At 57.0% G+C, this 18,207-nt stretch carries 15 protein-coding genes; 5 read left to right on the forward strand and 10 right to left on the reverse strand.

What is annotated here, in order from left to right:
• Window positions 1-44: 44 nt before the first annotated feature.
• The 4 genes from SELSP_RS07810 to SELSP_RS07825 form a co-directional block, all read right to left on the reverse strand.
• A complete protein-coding gene (locus SELSP_RS07810) occupies window positions 45-407 on the reverse strand; it encodes a hypothetical protein (RefSeq protein WP_013740900.1) in 363 nt (120 codons plus the stop codon).
• A gap of 26 nt (window positions 408-433) precedes the next feature.
• Window positions 434-682: a helix-turn-helix domain-containing protein gene (locus SELSP_RS07815; RefSeq protein ID WP_006191590.1), complete on the reverse strand. Its 249-nt coding sequence runs from the start codon at window positions 680-682 to the stop codon at window positions 434-436.
• Between the two features lie 222 nt (window positions 683-904).
• The gene (locus SELSP_RS07820) at window positions 905-2,365 is read right to left on the reverse strand and encodes a serine/threonine protein kinase (protein WP_006191587.1); all 1,461 of its coding nucleotides are present in this window, start codon (window positions 2,363-2,365) and stop codon (window positions 905-907) included.
• Between the two features lie 90 nt (window positions 2,366-2,455).
• Window positions 2,456-3,316 (reverse strand): Rpn family recombination-promoting nuclease/putative transposase, encoded by an 861-nt coding sequence (locus SELSP_RS07825; protein WP_006191586.1) that lies wholly within the window; start codon window positions 3,314-3,316, stop codon window positions 2,456-2,458.
• 208 nt (window positions 3,317-3,524) lie between these two features.
• On the opposite strand from SELSP_RS07825, the gene SELSP_RS07830 reads away from it, so the two are divergent.
• Window positions 3,525-3,962, forward strand: a complete 438-nt coding sequence (locus tag SELSP_RS07830; protein ID WP_006191581.1) for a hypothetical protein — start codon at window positions 3,525-3,527, stop codon at window positions 3,960-3,962.
• A gap of 187 nt (window positions 3,963-4,149) precedes the next feature.
• Window positions 4,150-6,294 (forward strand): methyl-accepting chemotaxis protein, encoded by a 2,145-nt coding sequence (locus tag SELSP_RS07835; RefSeq protein WP_006191577.1) that lies wholly within the window; start codon window positions 4,150-4,152, stop codon window positions 6,292-6,294.
• 136 nt (window positions 6,295-6,430) lie between these two features.
• Here SELSP_RS07835 and SELSP_RS07840 read toward each other — a convergent pair whose 3' ends face one another.
• The 4 genes from SELSP_RS07840 to SELSP_RS07855 are packed head-to-tail and all read right to left on the reverse strand — an operon-like array spanning window position 6,431 to window position 11,157.
• Window positions 6,431-7,648 carry an ABC transporter permease gene (locus SELSP_RS07840; protein ID WP_006191572.1) on the reverse strand — a complete coding sequence of 406 codons (1,218 nt, stop codon included), beginning with the start codon at window positions 7,646-7,648 and terminating at the stop codon, window positions 6,431-6,433.
• 12 nt (window positions 7,649-7,660) lie between these two features.
• Entirely contained in the window at window positions 7,661-8,401 is a 741-nt protein-coding gene (locus tag SELSP_RS07845; RefSeq protein ID WP_006191570.1) for an ABC transporter ATP-binding protein, read from the reverse strand.
• 18 nt (window positions 8,402-8,419) lie between these two features.
• Complete coding sequence (locus SELSP_RS07850) at window positions 8,420-9,562, reverse strand: efflux RND transporter periplasmic adaptor subunit (protein ID WP_006191565.1); 1,143 nt, start codon at window positions 9,560-9,562, stop codon at window positions 8,420-8,422.
• The gene (locus SELSP_RS07855; RefSeq protein WP_006191559.1) at window positions 9,559-11,157 is read right to left on the reverse strand and encodes a TolC family protein; all 1,599 of its coding nucleotides are present in this window, start codon (window positions 11,155-11,157) and stop codon (window positions 9,559-9,561) included. The genes SELSP_RS07850 and SELSP_RS07855 overlap by 4 nt, the downstream gene beginning before the upstream one ends.
• A 155-nt stretch (window positions 11,158-11,312) precedes the next feature.
• Here SELSP_RS07855 and recQ point away from each other — a divergent pair, with 155 nt between their 5' ends.
• A complete protein-coding gene (recQ, locus tag SELSP_RS07860) occupies window positions 11,313-13,094 on the forward strand; it encodes a DNA helicase RecQ (protein WP_006191555.1) in 1,782 nt (593 codons plus the stop codon).
• Window positions 13,095-13,168: 74 nt separating this feature from the next.
• On the opposite strand, the gene SELSP_RS07865 is transcribed toward recQ, so the two are convergent.
• Complete coding sequence (locus SELSP_RS07865; RefSeq protein ID WP_006191552.1) at window positions 13,169-14,326, reverse strand: MFS transporter; 1,158 nt, start codon at window positions 14,324-14,326, stop codon at window positions 13,169-13,171.
• Window positions 14,327-14,481: 155 nt separating this feature from the next.
• On the opposite strand from SELSP_RS07865, the gene SELSP_RS07870 reads away from it, so the two are divergent.
• Window positions 14,482-15,375 carry an RsiV family protein gene (locus tag SELSP_RS07870; protein ID WP_006191547.1) on the forward strand — a complete coding sequence of 298 codons (894 nt, stop codon included), beginning with the start codon at window positions 14,482-14,484 and terminating at the stop codon, window positions 15,373-15,375.
• 71 nt (window positions 15,376-15,446) lie between these two features.
• Window positions 15,447-16,706, forward strand: a complete 1,260-nt coding sequence (gene uraA / locus SELSP_RS07875; protein ID WP_006191540.1) for a uracil permease — start codon at window positions 15,447-15,449, stop codon at window positions 16,704-16,706.
• Window positions 16,707-16,807: 101 nt separating this feature from the next.
• On the opposite strand, the gene SELSP_RS07880 is transcribed toward uraA, so the two are convergent.
• On the reverse strand, window positions 16,808-18,163 hold the full coding sequence (locus tag SELSP_RS07880) for a sodium-dependent transporter (RefSeq protein WP_006191539.1): 1,356 nt from the start codon (window positions 18,161-18,163) through the stop codon (window positions 16,808-16,810).
• Window positions 18,164-18,207: the final 44 nt, after the last annotated feature.

The following is an 18,207-nucleotide window of genomic DNA, read 5'->3' on the forward strand; positions in this document are numbered from 1 at the left end:
CCCATGGGGACACTCAGCTCATATCCAACCTTGATAAATATCGATCAGAGGCACTCCTGGCAAGTTCTCAACACACGCCATGCATAACTGCTCGCATTGGCGTCGCCGCCCCTGAGATATGGCTCATTCTTTGTCCGTCGAGTGGCAAACCACCATACGCCTTCATCACGCGTAAAGATGTAATGAAGCCCATAGGAAAGTTCCCCGCCGCGCACATACTTTACATAGGCACTGATTGCCCCACCCCGCTCTTGATTGACGGATTCCGAAACAACATAAAGCTGATATCCATTATAATCAGCAGCCCAGCAATCTCTTGCCGAAGCTTCTGAAAATATTGCTATTTGATATCCTACGCAAATAAGCAACATGAAGATCCATACCAAAAAATTTTTCCTATGCATCATAATCATCTCCCCTATTCCCATATCGTCTATGCTTCATCAAAATCCAGCAATTTGGTGACCTTAGCCTCCAAACTCCGTGCAATTTCCATAACGGTGACGAAAGAGATTCCCTGGATGTCACCGCGTTCAATCTTGCTCAAATAACTTTTGCTGATGCCGACATCTTTTGAAAATTCCTCTTGCGACAAACCCTGCAATTTTCTATAATAAGCAATCCTCTGCCCCAATATGCGAAACTCCCGCTGGAATCCATCTGTCCCAGTGATGGAAATCATCTCCTTCACTTTGAAGAAATACCATTCGACTCCCCTTTCTTAATTATAATTTAAAACTGTAGCTTCATGTTGTCACAAATAAGGATACTTTCCACCTATATAATGACATAAGAGTCACCAAGAAGCCGCATTTTGATAAACCAGCGATATAATCAAGCATAGCAGAAAAACCGCCGTCATTGCTGTCCCCACAGGACAACAATGACGGCGGTTTTTCTGCTTTTAAGGCTTCCAGTAACCGTGCTTGTCTTTATAGACATGTTCGTAAATATATTCCGGAGAATATGGCGCTATACAAATCGTATGCCTCCAATATGCAAGCGGACGATCCCGCTCCAAAGCATCAAAAAGGCTGATATCGATATACTCCCGTGTTTCACTCCCACCGGGAAACGAAAATTCATACTGCCCCAAAGGGACTATGATATCCGCTGTTTCTCCAGGAAGAATCATTTCCGGACCTTGCACAGTAAGGTTTTCAGCTCCTGCAAAAGTTGTACGAAGCAATAATCGCGGCTGCTGCAATGGCGCGTTCCCTTCATTGGTAATACGAAAACCCACACTCCAGTCCGACGGCACTGGCGCCTTCCCTTCCATTACAGGTGCCTCAAGGGCACGACGACTGATCATAATTGCGCCCGAACTCTTATGAGATTCACCGCACCAAAGGCATTCCACAGCAAGATTTCCATCTGCGCTTAGAAAATTAAGTCCTCTCTCCTTTTTTGCGCGATGCCCATCTTGAAAAACATCTTTCGATGCAGCCGGCTGCGGCGAATCAACATTCAATGGCAATTCGTTCTCGATAATTTGGGGGATATCTGTTTCCTTTTCTGCTATTTCGTCCACCATTTCCTGATTTTCTTCAGCTGGAATTTTTTCCTCCTGTATGATTGACTGTTCTTTTTCATGCGGAAAATATAAAAAAATCGGGCTTAAAACAAAAATACCAAATATTCCTATCGAGCCTATAGATTTTAGCAAATACAAACAATGCCATCGATGGATAGCCGCCATCAAACTTTCGACGGAAGCATAGCGCGCCGCCGGATCGACGGCTTGCGCACGGCGCAGCACGCGCCGAACAGCGCCACCTTCGCCGTCTTTCAGCAGCTTTTCAAAGGTCACGCCGAGCGCGTAGATGTCACTTCTTCCATCCGTCTGACGGTAGCCGTATTGCTCGGGTGGCGCGTAGCCGACCGTGCCGAGATGGCGCGTATCGGGCGCAGCGTCTTCGCGCATGAGCCGCGCGGCATCGAAGTCGATGAGACGCAAGCGTCCGCCTTGGCGCAGGATGTGCGCGGGCTTGATGTCCCTGTGCACGATGCCCGCACGATGGAGTGCGGCAAGCCCCTCTGACATTTCTCGAAGCATCGCCTTGATTTCCGCCGCTGAAAAGCGTTCGCCCCTTTCCCAAAGAGCCTGCAGGCTCTCGCCGTCGATATACTCCTCGACGACCCAAGTGCGCCCGTCCTCCTCCGCCGTCAAGAAAATCTTGGCAAAAAGAGGATGCTCAATCGCTTTGATTTCCTTGTACGGCAGACCCGTCGCATAAATCTCGCGCACGACGACGAGCTTGCCGTCCTCTTTGGCAGCAAGCATCGTGCGGCTGCGCTCGCTTTCTTTCAAGACGCGCAGGAACGAGAAGGTCGCACGGATGTATTCTTCGACGGGCTTTTCCATGATACATCTCCTTCCCTTCTAGCTCCAAAAACAAGCTGCCGTACAAAATCCATGTACAGCAGCCCCCTGTCACTTTTTGTGTAATTTTTCTTATAGCAAACTATGCATTCTGCCAAGTTCTTGCACATGCTCAAGAGAGAGCTTCGATATGCGTGCAACCATTTCCAAAGGCAGCTTATCCCGCAGCATCTCTACGACCATGTCGATCTTCCCTTCTTCGCGACCGCGCTCCATGCCACGCTCCATGCCACGCTTTTCTGCTTCTTTCGCAAGCTCTTTCGCAAAATCCCTCGCAAGATTTTCCATTGCCTCACTCATCGTTCTCGCTCCTTCCTCTGTTTCCTTGAAATACCTCACTCGATTTGCTAAAACTTCATAATACATATCCTCCGCCCGCGTGCAACGAAAGTCGTGCATGAGCTTTCCCAACGAAGTGCTTTCATCCGTTATCGAGCTGTTGACGTAGATGATATGAGAGCCGTCTTGAAAAATCTCATTGCTTCCCTCAATCGTGCGCCGAACAATATAAATCGGCAACCCCTTGCCAAGCACGTCCGTCTCCGTGATGAAAATCACATACGACTCGGGCAGCTTGTCGTAGTCTTCGCCCGCCAATAGTGTATTGGCGTCCATAAGGCTGCTGTTGTATCTGGCTCTACGTTCTGCAGCGCCCTTGCCGCCGCGTTGAATCTCGACGTTGAACTCCTGTTCATCTGTCCACGCATGAATGTCCAGCCGCACGCTGCGTCCTTGCAGATTCTTCAGCGTATCTTGCGTAATCGCTTTCGTCGCCTTGATTTCAGGCTTGCTCAAGATGATCTGCAACACCAAATCGATACATTCCAAACTGTCTTGAAACACTGCTGCCATGAAATCATCATCGAGTAGGCGAAACCCAGCCAAGACCGCCAGAATCCTTTTCCGCCGTTCTTCCTCTTCATCCCAATCCATAAATTTCTCCTCACCGATATTTTCTTTTTTTATTATACTACGAAGTTCTCACCTGTTGCAATAAAATGACCAGCATCCAGTGTCTAGCGTCGCCGTTTCAATCGAGCGCCGTCCATCGTCAATGCGCACCACAACAAAATCTATCTTAACATTCGCTTGCCTTCCGTCCTCTCCTGCCTTATGATGAAAACAAAGGGGGATTTTCTTCATGCCGAAAAAACAGGAAAAGGATACAGACGAACTGCTCCATGAACTCAAGCGGGAAGAAAACGTCGCACATTTCATCGAAATGAATGAGGAGCATTTGCAGAAAATGCCCCTGCATGATTATCTCGCGCAGCTTCTCTCGCAGAAGAATCGAACGAAAAGCGATGTCATCCGCGCCTCGGGACTCGAAGCCACATACGCCTACCATATCTTTTCCGGCGACAAGAATCCCTCGCGCGCAAAAATTCTGGCGCTTGCCCTCGCGCTCGGACTCGACCTCAAGGAAACGAGCCGTCTGCTGCACGCGGCTCATCTGCCGCAGCTCTACGCCAAGAAGAGCTGGGACAGCGTCCTCATCTTCGCGCTCACGCACAAGAAGAGCGTCATGGAAACAAATTTGCTGCTCGACAAGCTTGGCGAAAGCCCCTTGCTCGGGTAGGAGCGCTTCGTATCGCTAAAGTTTATCGTCAAATTATATTCAAGTGCCACTTTTTTTGAAAAATGTGATATAATATTAAAAGATTCCAGATTACGTCTTTGTAAAGTAGTAGACGAAATCAACTAAATTAGGAGGCGCATTTCTTGACGAAAAATGCACGCGCCTCCCCGAAAAGGAGCTGTACAACATGAACAAAACAAGGGAACCCCTGCAAAAGGGCGGCTACGGCATCGGACTGCAAGTCAATGTCGTCATCTTCCTCGGCGTCACGCTGATGATCGCCATTCTCATGAGCTTCATCGGCTATCGCTCGTACAACACCATGATTGAAGACGGCATACGGGAAAAGTACAACGAGGTCGGTATGAAGACGGCCGCCATCGAGACGCGCTACACTGCCGTCTATCAATCGGGGCAGGATCTGAGATCGCGCGTCCAACAGATTCTGTCTCTGCCGCCCGAGCAGCGCAATCGCGACGATCTGATCGCCGCCCTGCGCTCGACCGTCGCTTCCAATGACGACATCGTCGGTTCGGGCATCTGCTTCGAGCCAAACGCCTTCGACGGCAAAGATGCCGCATTCGTGAACTCCCCCGCTTCCGACGCCACGGGGCGCGCCATCCCTTATGCGGGCAAGGAAGGCTCCGACATCGTGATCACGCCGCTCGCCGGCTATGAGACGGACGAGTGGTATCAATCCCCGCGCAAGACGCAGAAAATCACGCTGACCGATCCCTACTGGTACGATGTCACGCCGACCCAGCGCACCTACATGCTGACCATCGCCTTCCCTCTCATCGAGGACGGTCGTTTCGTCGGCGCTGTCACGGTGGATTTCGACGCCGCTCCTTTCCAGAGCGACATGGCGGCGATCAGCACGCCGAACAATTTCTTCGCCGTCTTTACCCCGCAGGGAACGCTGCTTGCCCACGGGCTGAAAGATGACGCGGTCTCCAAGAACGTCTATGAAATGCTGGGCGTAAGCGAAAGCGAAGGACAGAAATTCTTCGGCCAGGAGCTCTTCTCCATGGAGCGCACCTCCGAATCCACGGGTCTTCCTACCACCTATATCTTCAATCCCATCAAGCTCAAGGGCATCGAACAGCCTTGGGGGACGCTCGTCGCCGTCTCCACAGAGGTGTTCACGCATGAGGCGAAGGATCTCGTCCTCATATCGCTGCTGATTGCAGTAGCCTGCGGCGCAGGTCTCATCGCGCTCATGAGCTTCTTCATCCACAAGCGCGTCTCCGCACCTTTGAAGGATATGGCGGGCATGATCGAGCGCTTTGCAGGACTCGATCTGCAGAAAGAGAAAAATATGCACCTCGCGAAATACCTGGAGCGCGGTGATGAGATCGGCATCATCACACGCGCCTGCGGCAAAATGGCGAGCAGCCTGCGCGACATCGTCGGAAAGATCAATGGCAATTCCCAGTCCGTCGCTGCCACGAGCGAGGAACTGACCGCCACGACGCAGAGCACGGCCAACAGCGCGCGCAACGTGACGACGGCCATCCACAACATTGCCGACGGTGCATCGAAGCAGGCGCAGGACACGCAGGAGGCTTCCGATCACCTGGACGAAATCCAAACCCTGCTCGACGGCAATCAGGAAATCCTCGAAAAAATCAATGCAGGAACCGCTGCCGTGCGCCAGCGCAAGGATGAAGGCATCGCCATCCTCGCCGATGTCATGAAGAAATCGGCAAAAACCTCCCGAGCGACCGAAGAAGTGGCTCGCGTCGTCATCGAGACGAACAAGAGCGCGGAAAAGATTGAAGTGGCCAGCCAGATGATCCAGTCGATTTCCGAGCAGACGAACCTTCTCGCCCTGAATGCCGCCATCGAAGCGGCACGAGCCGGAGAGGCAGGACGCGGCTTCACCGTCGTCGCGGACGAGATCCGCAAGCTCGCGGAGCAGAGCCGCAGCTTCACCGACGAAATCAGCGCCATCATCGGCGGACTCAAGGAGAAGTCCCAAGAGGCGGTCGACACGATGGAAGTGTCCCGGCATCTCGTCGACGAAACGCGCACGAGCCTCGACGAAACGCAGGAAAAATTCCGCCGCATCGACGAAGCCGTCGAGGAGACGGAGCAGGTCGTCAAGAGGATGAACGACTCGACGCGGAATATCGTGGACAAAAGCCACTCCGTTTCCCAAGTGATCGAGAGCCTTTCGGCGCTCGCACAGGAAAATGCCGCGACGAGCGAGGAGGGCAACAGCGCCGTGGAGACGCAGACGCAGTCCCTGCAGAATATCGCCGATGCAAGCGAAGGGCTCGCCGAAATCGCCACAAGTCTGCAAGGCGAAGTCGCCAAGATCCAAGTGTAGGACGCATCCTTAACGGCAAAAGCGAAGAATCCCCCGAGAAGATTTCTCGGGGGATTCTTCATGCAGCAGTTCTCTGCCGCGCTTCACGCATCGTACGGTAATGACAAACTCATGCAGGTCACTTTCCAACGACCTCTTACTCGTAGCGAAGCGCGTCGATCGGGTCGAGCTTCGCGGCCTTTCTTGCCGGATAGATGCCGAAGAAGAGACCGATACCGACGGCGAACGAGAAGGATACGAGGATCGGCGTCGCCGTGATGACGGTCTTGAATTCGCCGACATGAGAGATGGCGACGGAGATGGCGCAACCAAGAGCGATGCCGAGGATGCCGCCGACGACTCCCATGACGACGGATTCGATGAGGAACTGCAGCATGATGTTGCCGAAGGTCGCGCCGAGCGCCTTCCGTATGCCGATCTCACGCGTGCGCTCCGTGACCGAGACCATCATGATGTTCATGATGCCGATGCCGCCGACGAGGAGCGAGATGCCCGCGATACTGCCAAGGAGGATCGTCAGCATCGTCGTCTGCTGCGTCACCGTCTCGACGAGGCTCGTGAGGTTGTTGACGGTGAAGTCATTCTCCTTACCATTCAGGATGTGGTGACGCTGGCGCAGCAGCGTTTCGACCTCGCTCTGTACCTGGACGATCTTCGAGGCCTCGCTGACCTGCAGGTTGATCATCTGGATGTGCGTGATGCCGAGAAGACGCTCCTGCTCCGTCATCAGCGGCACGATGACCACATCGTCCTGATCTTGGCCCATGGAGGATTGTCCCTTGCTCGCGAGAACACCGATGATCTTGAACGGCTGATTGTGGATGCGAATGTTCTTGCCGATGGGGTTCTCGCTGCCGAAGAGATTCCTAGCGACGGTCGGGCCGATGACGGCGACGCGCTGGCGCTTGTCGTTGTCCGTCTGCGAGATGAAGGTGCCGACGGTCAGCGTGAGCGAGCGGATCGACATGTACTCGGGCGTCACGCCCATGACAACGGTATTCCAGTTTTGATTGCCGTAGACAATCTGATAGGAGCGCTGCACGATGGGCGAAACGTGGTCGATGTTCTTGATCTTCTTTTTGATCGCGACGGCGTCGTCGTACTTGAGCGACTCGCGCGATCCTGCCGCGCCGCGAATGCCGCCCGAGTTCGCCGCGCCGGGCGTGACGATGAGCATGTTGCTGCCGAGGCTCGCCATCGAGTCCTCGACGTTGCTCTTGACGCCCATGCCGATGGAGACCATCGCAATGACGGCGGCGACGCCGATGATGATGCCGAGCATGGTGAGGACGGAGCGCAGTTTGTTCGCAAGGAGCTCATGCAGGGCGATGGTGATGCTTTCCCAAATCAACAAGCGACTTCCCTCCTATACGACATCCATCTTGACGCCCCTGCCCTCGTCGCGCGTGATGAGTCCGTCGCGCACGAGAAGCTGACGGCTCGCGCAGGCAGCGATGTCCGGCTCGTGCGTGACGAGGATGATCGTGCGTCCGGCGGCGTGAAGCTTCTCGAAGAGTTCCATGATCTCATGCGTCGATTTCGTGTCGAGATTGCCCGTCGGCTCGTCCGCCATGACGATGTGCGGATCGTTGACGAGGGCGCGCGCGATGGCGACGCGCTGGCGCTGACCGCCCGAAAGCTCGTTGGGCTGATGGTCGGCACGGTCGGCAAGCCCGACGGCTTCCAAGAGGTGCATGGCGCGCTCGCGCCGCTCGCCTCTTCCGACGCCCGCATAGATGAGCGGCAGGGCGACGTTGTCGGCAGCGCTGCTCTTCGAGAGCAGGTTGAAGTTCTGAAATACGAAGCCAATCTTCTTATTGCGCGTGAGAGCGAGCGCGTCGTCCGAGAGGTGCGCGACCTCCTCGCCGTCGAGCTTGTACGATCCTTCCGTCGGGCGGTCGAGGCAGCCGAGGATGTTCATGAGCGTCGACTTGCCCGAGCCGGACGGCCCCATGAGGGCGGCGAACTCGCCCTTTCGTATCGTAAGATCAACGCCCGCGAGCGCGGCGACGATTTGATCGCCCATCGGATAGAGTTTCTTGATGCCCCGAAGCTCGATCGTCGCCTTTTCCTGCGCCGCTCGCTCTTCCTTCGCCTTTTGCTCCATGATCGTTCCTTTCCGCGCTTACATCGGCGGGTGGCCGCCGCCCATCATCATGACCTGCGGCTGCGTCGCCGTGTAGGAAATCGACACGGTTTCGCCCTCGATCAGGCCGTCGAGGATTTCCACATAATCATCGCTGTAGATGCCCGTCTTGACGGAGCGGTTCTCCTTCGTGCCGTCGGGCATTTCAACGACGACGTATGTTCCCGAGGCGTCCGTCTTCAATGCGGCGATGGGAACGGCGAGCGCGCTGGGCTTCGTCGCCGTCTCAATTTCAAGACGCGCCGTCATGGCCGGCAGCAGCAGGTTCTCGGGATCGTCGACATCGAGCGTCACATAGTAGTAGATGACGCTCGCCGTCGAGGTCGTCGTCGTGCTCGAAGAGGAGACGGTCTGCCACGTATTCGCGGTGTCCGTCTGGCTGATCTTTGAGACGCGTGCCGTGAAGGTCTTGCCCGAGTGCGCATCGACCGTGAACGTCGCCTGCTGGTCGACCTTGATATTGCCGATGTCCGTCTCGTCGACCTTCGCCATGATTTGCTTCTTCGAGAGGTCGGCGATGCGCATGATGACGGTCGGATAGTCCGTTCCCGCCGTCGCCATCGTACCCGCCGTCTTGGGCTTGCCGACTACGATGCCGCTGATCGGAGCCTGGATGATCGTCTCAGCGAGATCGGACTCCGTCTCTTCCAAGACGCTCTTGGCGGCATCGTAGTTGTACTGCGCGTCCTCGAACGTCGTCTGCGGATTCGCGCCGATGCTGTAGAGGTAGGCTTCGCGGTCGTACTTCGCCTTGGCGTTCGTGACCTTGAACTGCGCCTGATCGCGCTTCGTTGCGAGTGACTTGGCGTCGAGTGTCGCGACCGTCTCGCCCGCCGTCACGATGTCGTTTTCCTTGACGAGCACATTCTTGATGCGCGCCGTGATCTTCGAGCTGACCTCGACGGAATCGACGGGAATGATCGTGCCCGTCGCCGACACGGTGGACTTCATCTCCATGCGCACGACCGTCGCCGTCTCGCCCGCAGACTCTCGCATGGCCTTTTCTGCCTGCTGCGCCTCATAGTAGCTGTAGCCGCCGAAAGCGCAGCCCGCGAGGACGAGCACGGTCACTGCTATCTTCGCCTTCGTACCGAAGGTGATGTCCTTGCCGAAAATCTTCATGCTCGCCCTCCATTTCCGGCTGCCGCTGCCGCCGCATTCGCTGCACTGTCCGTATCAGCTGCATTCGTCGCATTTGCCGCGTTCGCTGTATTCATTGTATTCGAAACCTTCGCGCCTGACGCTCTTTCCTTCTGCACGGCAGACTGCTTTGCCGCCGCTGCCTCAGACGCGCGGAAAGGAATGACCGTCCTGTCCTGACGCTCCTTCATCGCCTTCTCGTTCTCTTCATAGGCGTGCACCGCATCCCTGCGGCTGATCTCAGCTCTCGCCAGCGGCACGGCGTCCATGGCGTCCGCCGCACGCTGCTCACTCTCCGTGAGGCTCTGCCCCATGGCGTTTTCCACCTGCGCCTTGCCGCGCGCAAAGTCGTACTGTGCGCTGATGTGGTTCATCTCCGCCTTCGAGAGCGCAAGCTGCGCGTCGATGATGTCGAGCATGATGCCTTCACCCGCGCGGTACTTCTCGCGTGCGATGAAGTAGTCCTCCTTCGCCTTGTCTACGGCGTCCTGCGTCGAGTTCAGACGGTTTTCCGCCTCCTTCATCGAAAAGTACGCCGCGCGGATGTCGTAATCCACATCGTTCCTGTCCTTTTCCAGCTGCAGCCGCGCGGCATCGAGCGCCGCTTCCGCCGCCTCGATGCGCGCCTTCTTTCTGCCGCCGTCAAAGATGTTCCAATTCATATTGATGCCTGCCGTCACACCGCGGCTGCTGGCCGACGCAGGCTCGAAGTCCTTGTTCGCCGACGCGCTCAGCGAGAAGTCGATCTGCGGCGTATAGCCCGCTTTGACCACCTCGATGTCAAGCTCCTTGCGCACGACATCGTAATTGTCGATCCAAAGCTCCTTGCGATTCTCGACGCCGAAGGCGAGACAGTCGGAAAGCGCGGGGGCGAACGGGCTGTATACGGCATCGTCGGTGAGGCGAAGCGGCTCGTCCCTGTCCATGTTCACAAGATTCCTAAGCTTCGCCAAGCTGATCTCGTACTCGTTCTCCGCCTTGATGAGCGTCTGACGCGCATCGGAAAGCTCCACGGAAGCACGCAGTACATCCATGCGCGCCTTGCTGCCCGCCGAGAAAAGCTGCTCGACGTTCGTCAAATGCGCTTGGTAGTTGTCGACGGATGCCTTGTTCACACCGACGGTCTTCTTCGCCTGCAGCGCGTTGTAATACGCCTCGATGACGGAAAGACGCAGCTTCTCCTCGGCGCGTGCCGTCTTGAGACGCGCCGTCAAGATAGCGATCTTGGCGCTGTCGATACCGCCGCTCGCCTTGCCGCCGTCCCAGATATTGACGCCGCTCTTGACGGACGCATTAAGCCCCGACGACGTCGTGTTGCCGCGATCCTGCCAATTTCTGCCGATGGAATAGCCGCCCGAAGCGCTGACGGAGAATCCCTTCTCACTCTTCGCCTCGCCGAGCGACGCAAGCGCCGACTCCTCCGCCTGCTTCGTGATCTTCAAATCTGCATTCTGCGAAAGCGCAAGCTCGACCGCGCCCGCAAGCGAAAGGTCGGCAGCCGCCGCCACGGATGACATGCTGTAAAGGAAAGCTCCCGCCAACAAAAGCGACCAGGGCTTCCTGCGCCATTTCTTCATCGTCTTTCTCCTCCCCGAGGGATATATTTCCACTTATGTTGCTTATTATACTGCCCGTCCCCTCGTGTAACAATAAGAAATCGCTGAGCTTTAGAGGGATTTAACGATTTTTCTCGAAAGGTGTAGAATAAAGGTTAAGGAAAGGAAGTATCCCCATGCCCGAGCAAAACTTCGCCCGTGCGCTGCAGATCCTGCAGCAGACCTTCGGCTACAAGAGCTTCCGCCCCGCGCAGGAGACCGTCGTCAAGAGCCTGCTCGAAGGCCGCGAGACCGTCGCCATCATGCCCACGGGCGCGGGAAAGTCCATCTGCTTCCAAGTGCCCGCCCTGCTGCTCCCGGGCGTCACACTCGTCATCTCGCCCTTAATCTCGCTGATGAAGGATCAAGTCGACGCGCTCACGGAAGCCGGTGCGCCCGCGACATTCATCAACAGCTCGCTTGGACAGGCGGAAGCTCGCGCAAGGCTCAGCGCCATCGCGAGAGGCGCGTACAAAATCGTCTATGTCGCGCCCGAGCGGCTTGAAACCGACTTCTTCCAATCTCTGCTGCAAGAGCAGACCGTTTCCTTCATCGCCATCGACGAGGCACACTGCCTGTCGCAGTGGGGGCACGACTTCCGCCCGAGCTATCGCGCCATCGCGCCCTTCATCGAATGTTTGCCGAAGCGCCCCTTGATCGGCGCCTTCACGGCGACGGCGACGCCGCGCGTCAAGGACGATATCATCTCTCTCCTCGCGCTTCGCCGCCCCGCCGTGCACGTCGCGGGCTTCGACCGGCCGAATCTCTTCTTCGGCGTCCTCACAGGCGTCGACCGCAAGGACTTCATCGCGAACTACCTGCGCACGCATCGCGAAGAAGCCGGCATCATCTACTGTGCGACGCGCAAGGAGACGGACGCCCTGAGCCGCTTCCTGCAGCAAAAAAAATTCGCTGTGCGTCCCTACCATGCGGGACTCTGCGACGAAGAGCGCTCGAAGGCGCAGGACGACTTCCTCTACGACAACGTGCAGGCGATCGTCGCGACGAACGCCTTCGGCATGGGCATCGACAAGTCGAACGTGCGCTTCGTCATCCACTACAACATGCCGAAAAACATCGAGTCGTACTATCAGGAGGCGGGACGCGCGGGACGCGACGGCGAGCCGGGCGAATGCATCCTGCTCTTCTCGCCGCAGGACGTCATGACGCAGAAGTACCTGATCGACATCTCGACCGAGGATGCCGCGCGCAAGGCGCACGAACTCGGCTGCCTGCAAAAGATGTCCGACTACTGCCACACGCCCGAATGCCTGCGTTCCTTCATCCTGCGCTACTTCGGCGAAGAAAGCCCCGCCGCCTCGTGCGAGCGCTGCAGCAGCTGCAAGGGCGACTTCGAACGGCGCGACGTGACGCTTGATGCGCAGAAAATCTTCTCGTGCGTCTACCGCATGAGAGGACGATACGGCATGACGCTGACAGCGCAGGTGCTCAAAGGCTCTGCCGAGCAGCGCGTGCGCACGCTGCACCTCGACGAACTGTCGACCTACGGCATCATGCAGGAGCAGCCGCTCGCCGAGATCAAGCGCTCGATTCAACGCTTTATCGCCACGGGCTATCTCTCGCTCACCGAGAGCGAATACCCCGTGCTGCAGCTCGCAGAGCCCGCCTACGCCGTGCTGCGCGGCAAGGAGCAGGTATTCCAAAACTTCCCCCGAAAGCAGAAGGAAAAGCCCGTCGACATCTCGCTCTTCGACTACCTCCGAGCACTCAGGAAAGAGCTAGCCGCACGCGACCGCGTGCCGCCCTACGTCATCTTCTCCGATGCGACGCTGCGCGACATGTGCCAAGTGCTGCCAGAAACGCTCGACGACTTCCTGCACGTCAAGGGTGTCGGCGAAAGAAAATGCGAGCGTTACGGCGAGGCTTTCCTCGCGTGCATCAAAGAGCATCGCACATAAGCGAAAAGGCGGCGCAAGAGCTTTTGCTGCTGCCCTTGCGCCGCCTTTATAAGCACGCGTCAATGAAATTTCCCTCACGCCACCTTGCGGAATACATGCAGCCCAATGAGAAGCTGCACGAAGAGCAGCACGGCCAATAGTGCGAACGACGCCAAAAGACTCGTGCTGTGTGCGATGAAACCGATGGCGGCAGGCCCCATGAGCACGCCGAGGTAACCGCACGTCGACACCGCCGCGACCGCCGCATTGATCGTCATATCCTGCTGCTTTCCCATCAATGAGAAGAAAATCGGCACGATATTCGCACAGCCGAAACCGATTGCGAAGAAGCCGGGGAAAATGAGCCACGCGGAGGACGAAACGATCACGAGCAAGAAACCCGCGATGGCAATGACCGAACCGAAGAATACGACGCGGCGCGCACCCAGGCGATTGACAATCGCATCACCCAAGAGCCGCATGAGGAGCATCGCCGCAGAAAAGACAGCGAAGCCCGTGCCCGCAAGAGACATGTCCATCGCGCGCACCTCCGTGAGAAACACGCCCGACCAGTCCATGACAGCGCCCTCGACGAGGAAGGATATACCGGCGACCGCCGCGACAAAAGCGACGATGCCGTGCGGCACGGCGAGTGCCCTGCCCTCAGGCGCACTCCTGCCCGCGAGCAAAAATCGCGCGAAGGCGAGCACCATGAGCACGATGATGCCCGCCGAACACGCCGTCGCGCCCAAGGGCGTGAATCCGAGCGCCATCCAAACACCGAAAAGTCCCGCCCCCATGAAGCCGCCCACGCTCCAAAGCGCGTGCATGCCGCTCATCACGCGCCTCTTCAAAAGCTGCTCGACGCGTACAGCATGGATATTGATTGTGACATCAATAATTCCCATGGAAGAGCCGAACAAAAGAAGCGTCGGCACAGCAAGAACGATATTGTCCACCCTGGCAAGAGCCACAAGAAGCGCTGCAAAGACGAGCGAATCGACAGCAATCACACGGCGGCAACCAAAATGCCCGGCCAATACTCCTGCAAAGGGCATCGTCACCAGTGAGCCGACGCCGATGCAGAGGAGCAAGAGTCCAAGCACATCCTCAGCGACGCCGAGCCGCGCCTTCAAAAGCGGCACGAGAGGCGCCCAAGATGCCACGCCGAAGCCGCCGACAAAGAAAAAAGCCTGATTGGCGCGATGCAGCAAACTGCGCGAACGATCAACAGGCAAACCGTTGTTTTGCATATTCAACCCCCTTGTTTTAGGGAGACTAACATATTCCCGATAGCTTGTCAACCGATAGACAGCAGCCTAAACGAAGTCTTGCTGCAACTTCGCGCACGATTGCACACGGGAAAAAGTAAAGTATATGCAGATCCATCAAAAAGGAGGTTCATCCCATGAAAAAACTCCACGCACTCTCCCTCGCAGCCGTCCTCCTGCTCGCTCCCATTGCGCCTGTTTCGGACGACTTGCCCCTCGCATCCGTCGTCCATGCGGCAGCGCAGCAGGATACAATCAAAGAGTACACGCGTCCGGCAAAAACTTCCACCGACAACGACGAGGAACGCTCCGTCAAAGCCCCCGTTCCGTGGCTCCTCGTCGAAGACCATCGCATCGAGGCCTTGAATGCCAACGGCAAATGCGTGACCTACACCAGCCATCCCGTACTTCACGTCAAAGGCGAAGAGCGCGAAACGCTCTCTCGCGCCCTCGACGCCTGGAACAAGCACGAGGCGCAGGCTGCAAAAAAGGGCTTCGATTTCGCCTATGAATGCAAGAACGGCGATCGCCAAGACGGCTTCCTCGAAGACATCGCCTACTTCGACTACTCTGTCATCACGAAGTGGGGACGCGTCGACGAACAAATGATCAGCTTCTGCAGTTTCGGCATCTCCTACACCGGCGGCGTGCACCCGATGCACGGTGAAGGCGGCACGACCTTCGACGCAAAGACAGGAAAAGAAGTCCCCCTCGCCGCCATCGTCACAAGCCGCGAAGCTTTGCTTCGAGCGCTAGCCAACGCCTTCCGCACCCAATACCCGGGACGCGAGAAGGATCTCTTCGCCTACGACATCGAAGAGCAGCTCAAACGATTCCACAGGCCGGAAAAAGGATTCGATACCTTCTCCTGGTACATGGGCACGCACGGCGAACTCGTCTTCCTCTACCCGCCCTACGCCCTCGGCCCCTACTCCTCCGGCGACTTCACGCTGACCATTGAGCGCGCGGACGCCCCCGAGCTTTTCACCGAGACTTATCCGTTGAATCAGCCGCTACACGAAGCGATATGAGTTGCTAGACAAAGCACCCATTCTGTGCTAAATTCTTCTTTGGTATAACTATCTTCCAAAGGAGCATTTTCATGACACAAAGAACCATTGCCCCCGAGGAGCGGCTGCCGCTCCTCCAGACGATTCCGCTTTCCCTGCAGCACCTCTTCGCGATGTTCGGCTCAACGGTGCTCGTGCCGATCCTCTTCCATGTCAACCCCGCGACCGTGCTGCTCTTCAACGGCATCGGCACACTCTTCTATCTGATCCTCTGCAAGGGCAAGATCCCCGCCTATCTCGGCTCAAGCTTCGCTTTTCTCTCGCCCGTATTCCTCGTGCTCGCCGACTACAGCTACGAGGCGGCACTCGGCGGCTTCATCGTCGTAGGCGTCGTCTTCTGCCTCGTGAGCTTCATCATCCATGCCATCGGCACAGGCTGGATCGACGTGATCTTCCCGCCCGCCTCCATGGGTGCGATCGTCGCCGTCATCGGACTTGAGCTCATGCCGACGGCGGCGAAGATGGCGGGACTGACCGATGCCGAGGCGGATCCGACCGTCGTCTTCGTCTCCATCGCCACGCTCGCCGTCACGGTCTTCGCCTCCATCGCGTTTCGCGGCTTCCTCGCCATCATCCCCATCCTCATCGGCGTCGTTTCGGGTTACGTCATCGCCTATGCAGCGGGCATCGTCGACCTCTCCGCCGTCGAAAACGCCCCCTGGTTCGCCATCCCGACCATTTACACGCCGAAATTCGAGCCAGGTGCGATCCTCATCCTCCTGCCTGCCTCCATCGTCGTCATCGTCGAGCACATCGGTCACCTCATCGTTACGAACAACATCGTCGGGCGCAATCTCACGAAGGATCCGGGACTCGACCGCTCGCTTCTCGGCAACGGCATATCGACGATCTTCTCGGGCTTCTTCGGATCAACGCCGAACACGACGTACGGCGAGAACATCGGCGTCCTTGCCATCACGAAGGTCTATTCGACATGGGTTATCGGCGGCGCCGCCGTCTTCGCCGTCGCGCTCTCATGCCTCGGCAAGCTCGCCGCACTCATCCAGAGCATCCCGACGCCCGTCATGGGCGGCGTCTCCATGCTGCTCTTCGGCGTCATCGCCGCCTCGGGCATCCGCATCCTCGTCGAATCCAAGGTGGACTATGGCAAGCCCACGAATCTCCTGCTGACCTCTATCGTCATGGGTGTCGGCGTATCGACGGCAAGCCTCACGCTCGGCACGGTGACGCTCAGAGGCATGTCGCTCGCGACCGTCATCGCCATCATCCTCTCGCTGTCCTTCCGCCTCATCTTTCGGCTGCGCCGCGAAAAGAGTGCAGCAAGCAAATAGGCAAATATTGAAAGAAAAGAACCCGACGTTTGCCGTGCGTCGGGTTCTTTCTTTCGCTTTCACAAAAGTGGCACAAACATCCACGAAAATTTGTGCATGCCTTACATCAATCCCAGCACGAGGATCGCGCCGACGACAAGAGGCAGGACATAGGCGAAGTAGCCGCGCGCCCATCGGGGAAGTTTCCAGCCGCTTCCCGTATTCGCCTCTTCATAGAACTTCTGCCAGCCCCAGCCGAAACGATGCATCGTGTAGAGCACAAAGACAAGCGACCCGCCGGGCAAGAGGATATTGCTCACGATGAAATCCTCGATGTCGAGGAAACTGCTCTCGCCGCCCATCGGGTGAATGCCCGCGAGGAGGTTGAACCCCAAGGCGCAGGGCAGGGACAGCACGAGGATCGCCGCGCAGTTCACGAATCCCGCCTTCTTGCGGCTCCACCCCGTCAGATCCATCGTGCAGGCCATGATATTTTCAAAGACAGCGAGCACCGTCGAAAAGGCCGCAAACGTCATGAAGAGAAAGAAGAGACTTCCCCAGATGATGCCGCCCGCCATGTGATTGAAGATGTTCGGCAATGTGATGAAGATGAGTCCCGGCCCGCTGTCCGGCTCGACGCCGTAAGCGAAGCACGCGGGGATGATGATGAGTCCCGACGTGATGGCAACAAAGGTATCAAGGAGAGCGACGTTGACCGACTCGCCGAGAAGCGCATGATCCTTCGGGATGTAACTGCCGAAGATCGCCATCGCGCCGATGCCGAGGCTCAGCGTGAAGAACGCCTGATTCATCGCTGCGACAATGACGTTCGTAAAGCCGATCTCCTCCATCTTCGCGATGTCAGGGCGCAGGTAGAAGGAAATGCCCTCAGACGCGCCGGCGAGGAAAACGCTGTTCACGGCGAGCACGACCATGATGAGGAGCAGGAGCACCATCATGCCCTTCGTCACACGCTCCAGCCCAGACTGCAAGCCGTGCGAGCAGATGAGGAAGCCGCTGATGACGACGATCACCATCGGCACGACCTGCAAGATAGGATCGCCAAGCATCGAGCCAAAGGCCGCACCGATCTCCTTCGGAGAAAGTCCCGCAAACGCGCCGCACGCTGTCTGATAGAAGTAAAGCAGCATCCAGCCCGCGACCGTCGTATAGAACATCATGAGCATGATGCAGCCGAACCAGCATGCGTAGCCATGCCAATGCCAGCCCCACTTTTCGGGTGTCAGTCTCTGGTACATGCGCACGGGGCTGCGCCTTGCGGCGCGGCCAAGGGAAAATTCCATCGTCATGACAGGAATGCCGAGCACGATGAGAAAGAACAGATAAAGCAGCACAAAGGCTCCTCCCCCGTTCTGCCCGACGAGATATGGAAACTTCCAGACATTGCCGATGCCGATCGCACAGCCGGCACTGAGGAGAATGAAGCCGAAGCGGCTCTTCAGCGTTTCTCGCGCCATGAATCAAACCTCCTGAAAAATATAATGAAAGGCACAGCCAAAAC

The organism is Selenomonas sputigena ATCC 35185 (genome assembly GCF_000208405.1).
GTDB classification, from domain to species: domain Bacteria; phylum Bacillota; class Negativicutes; order Selenomonadales; family Selenomonadaceae; genus Selenomonas; species Selenomonas sputigena.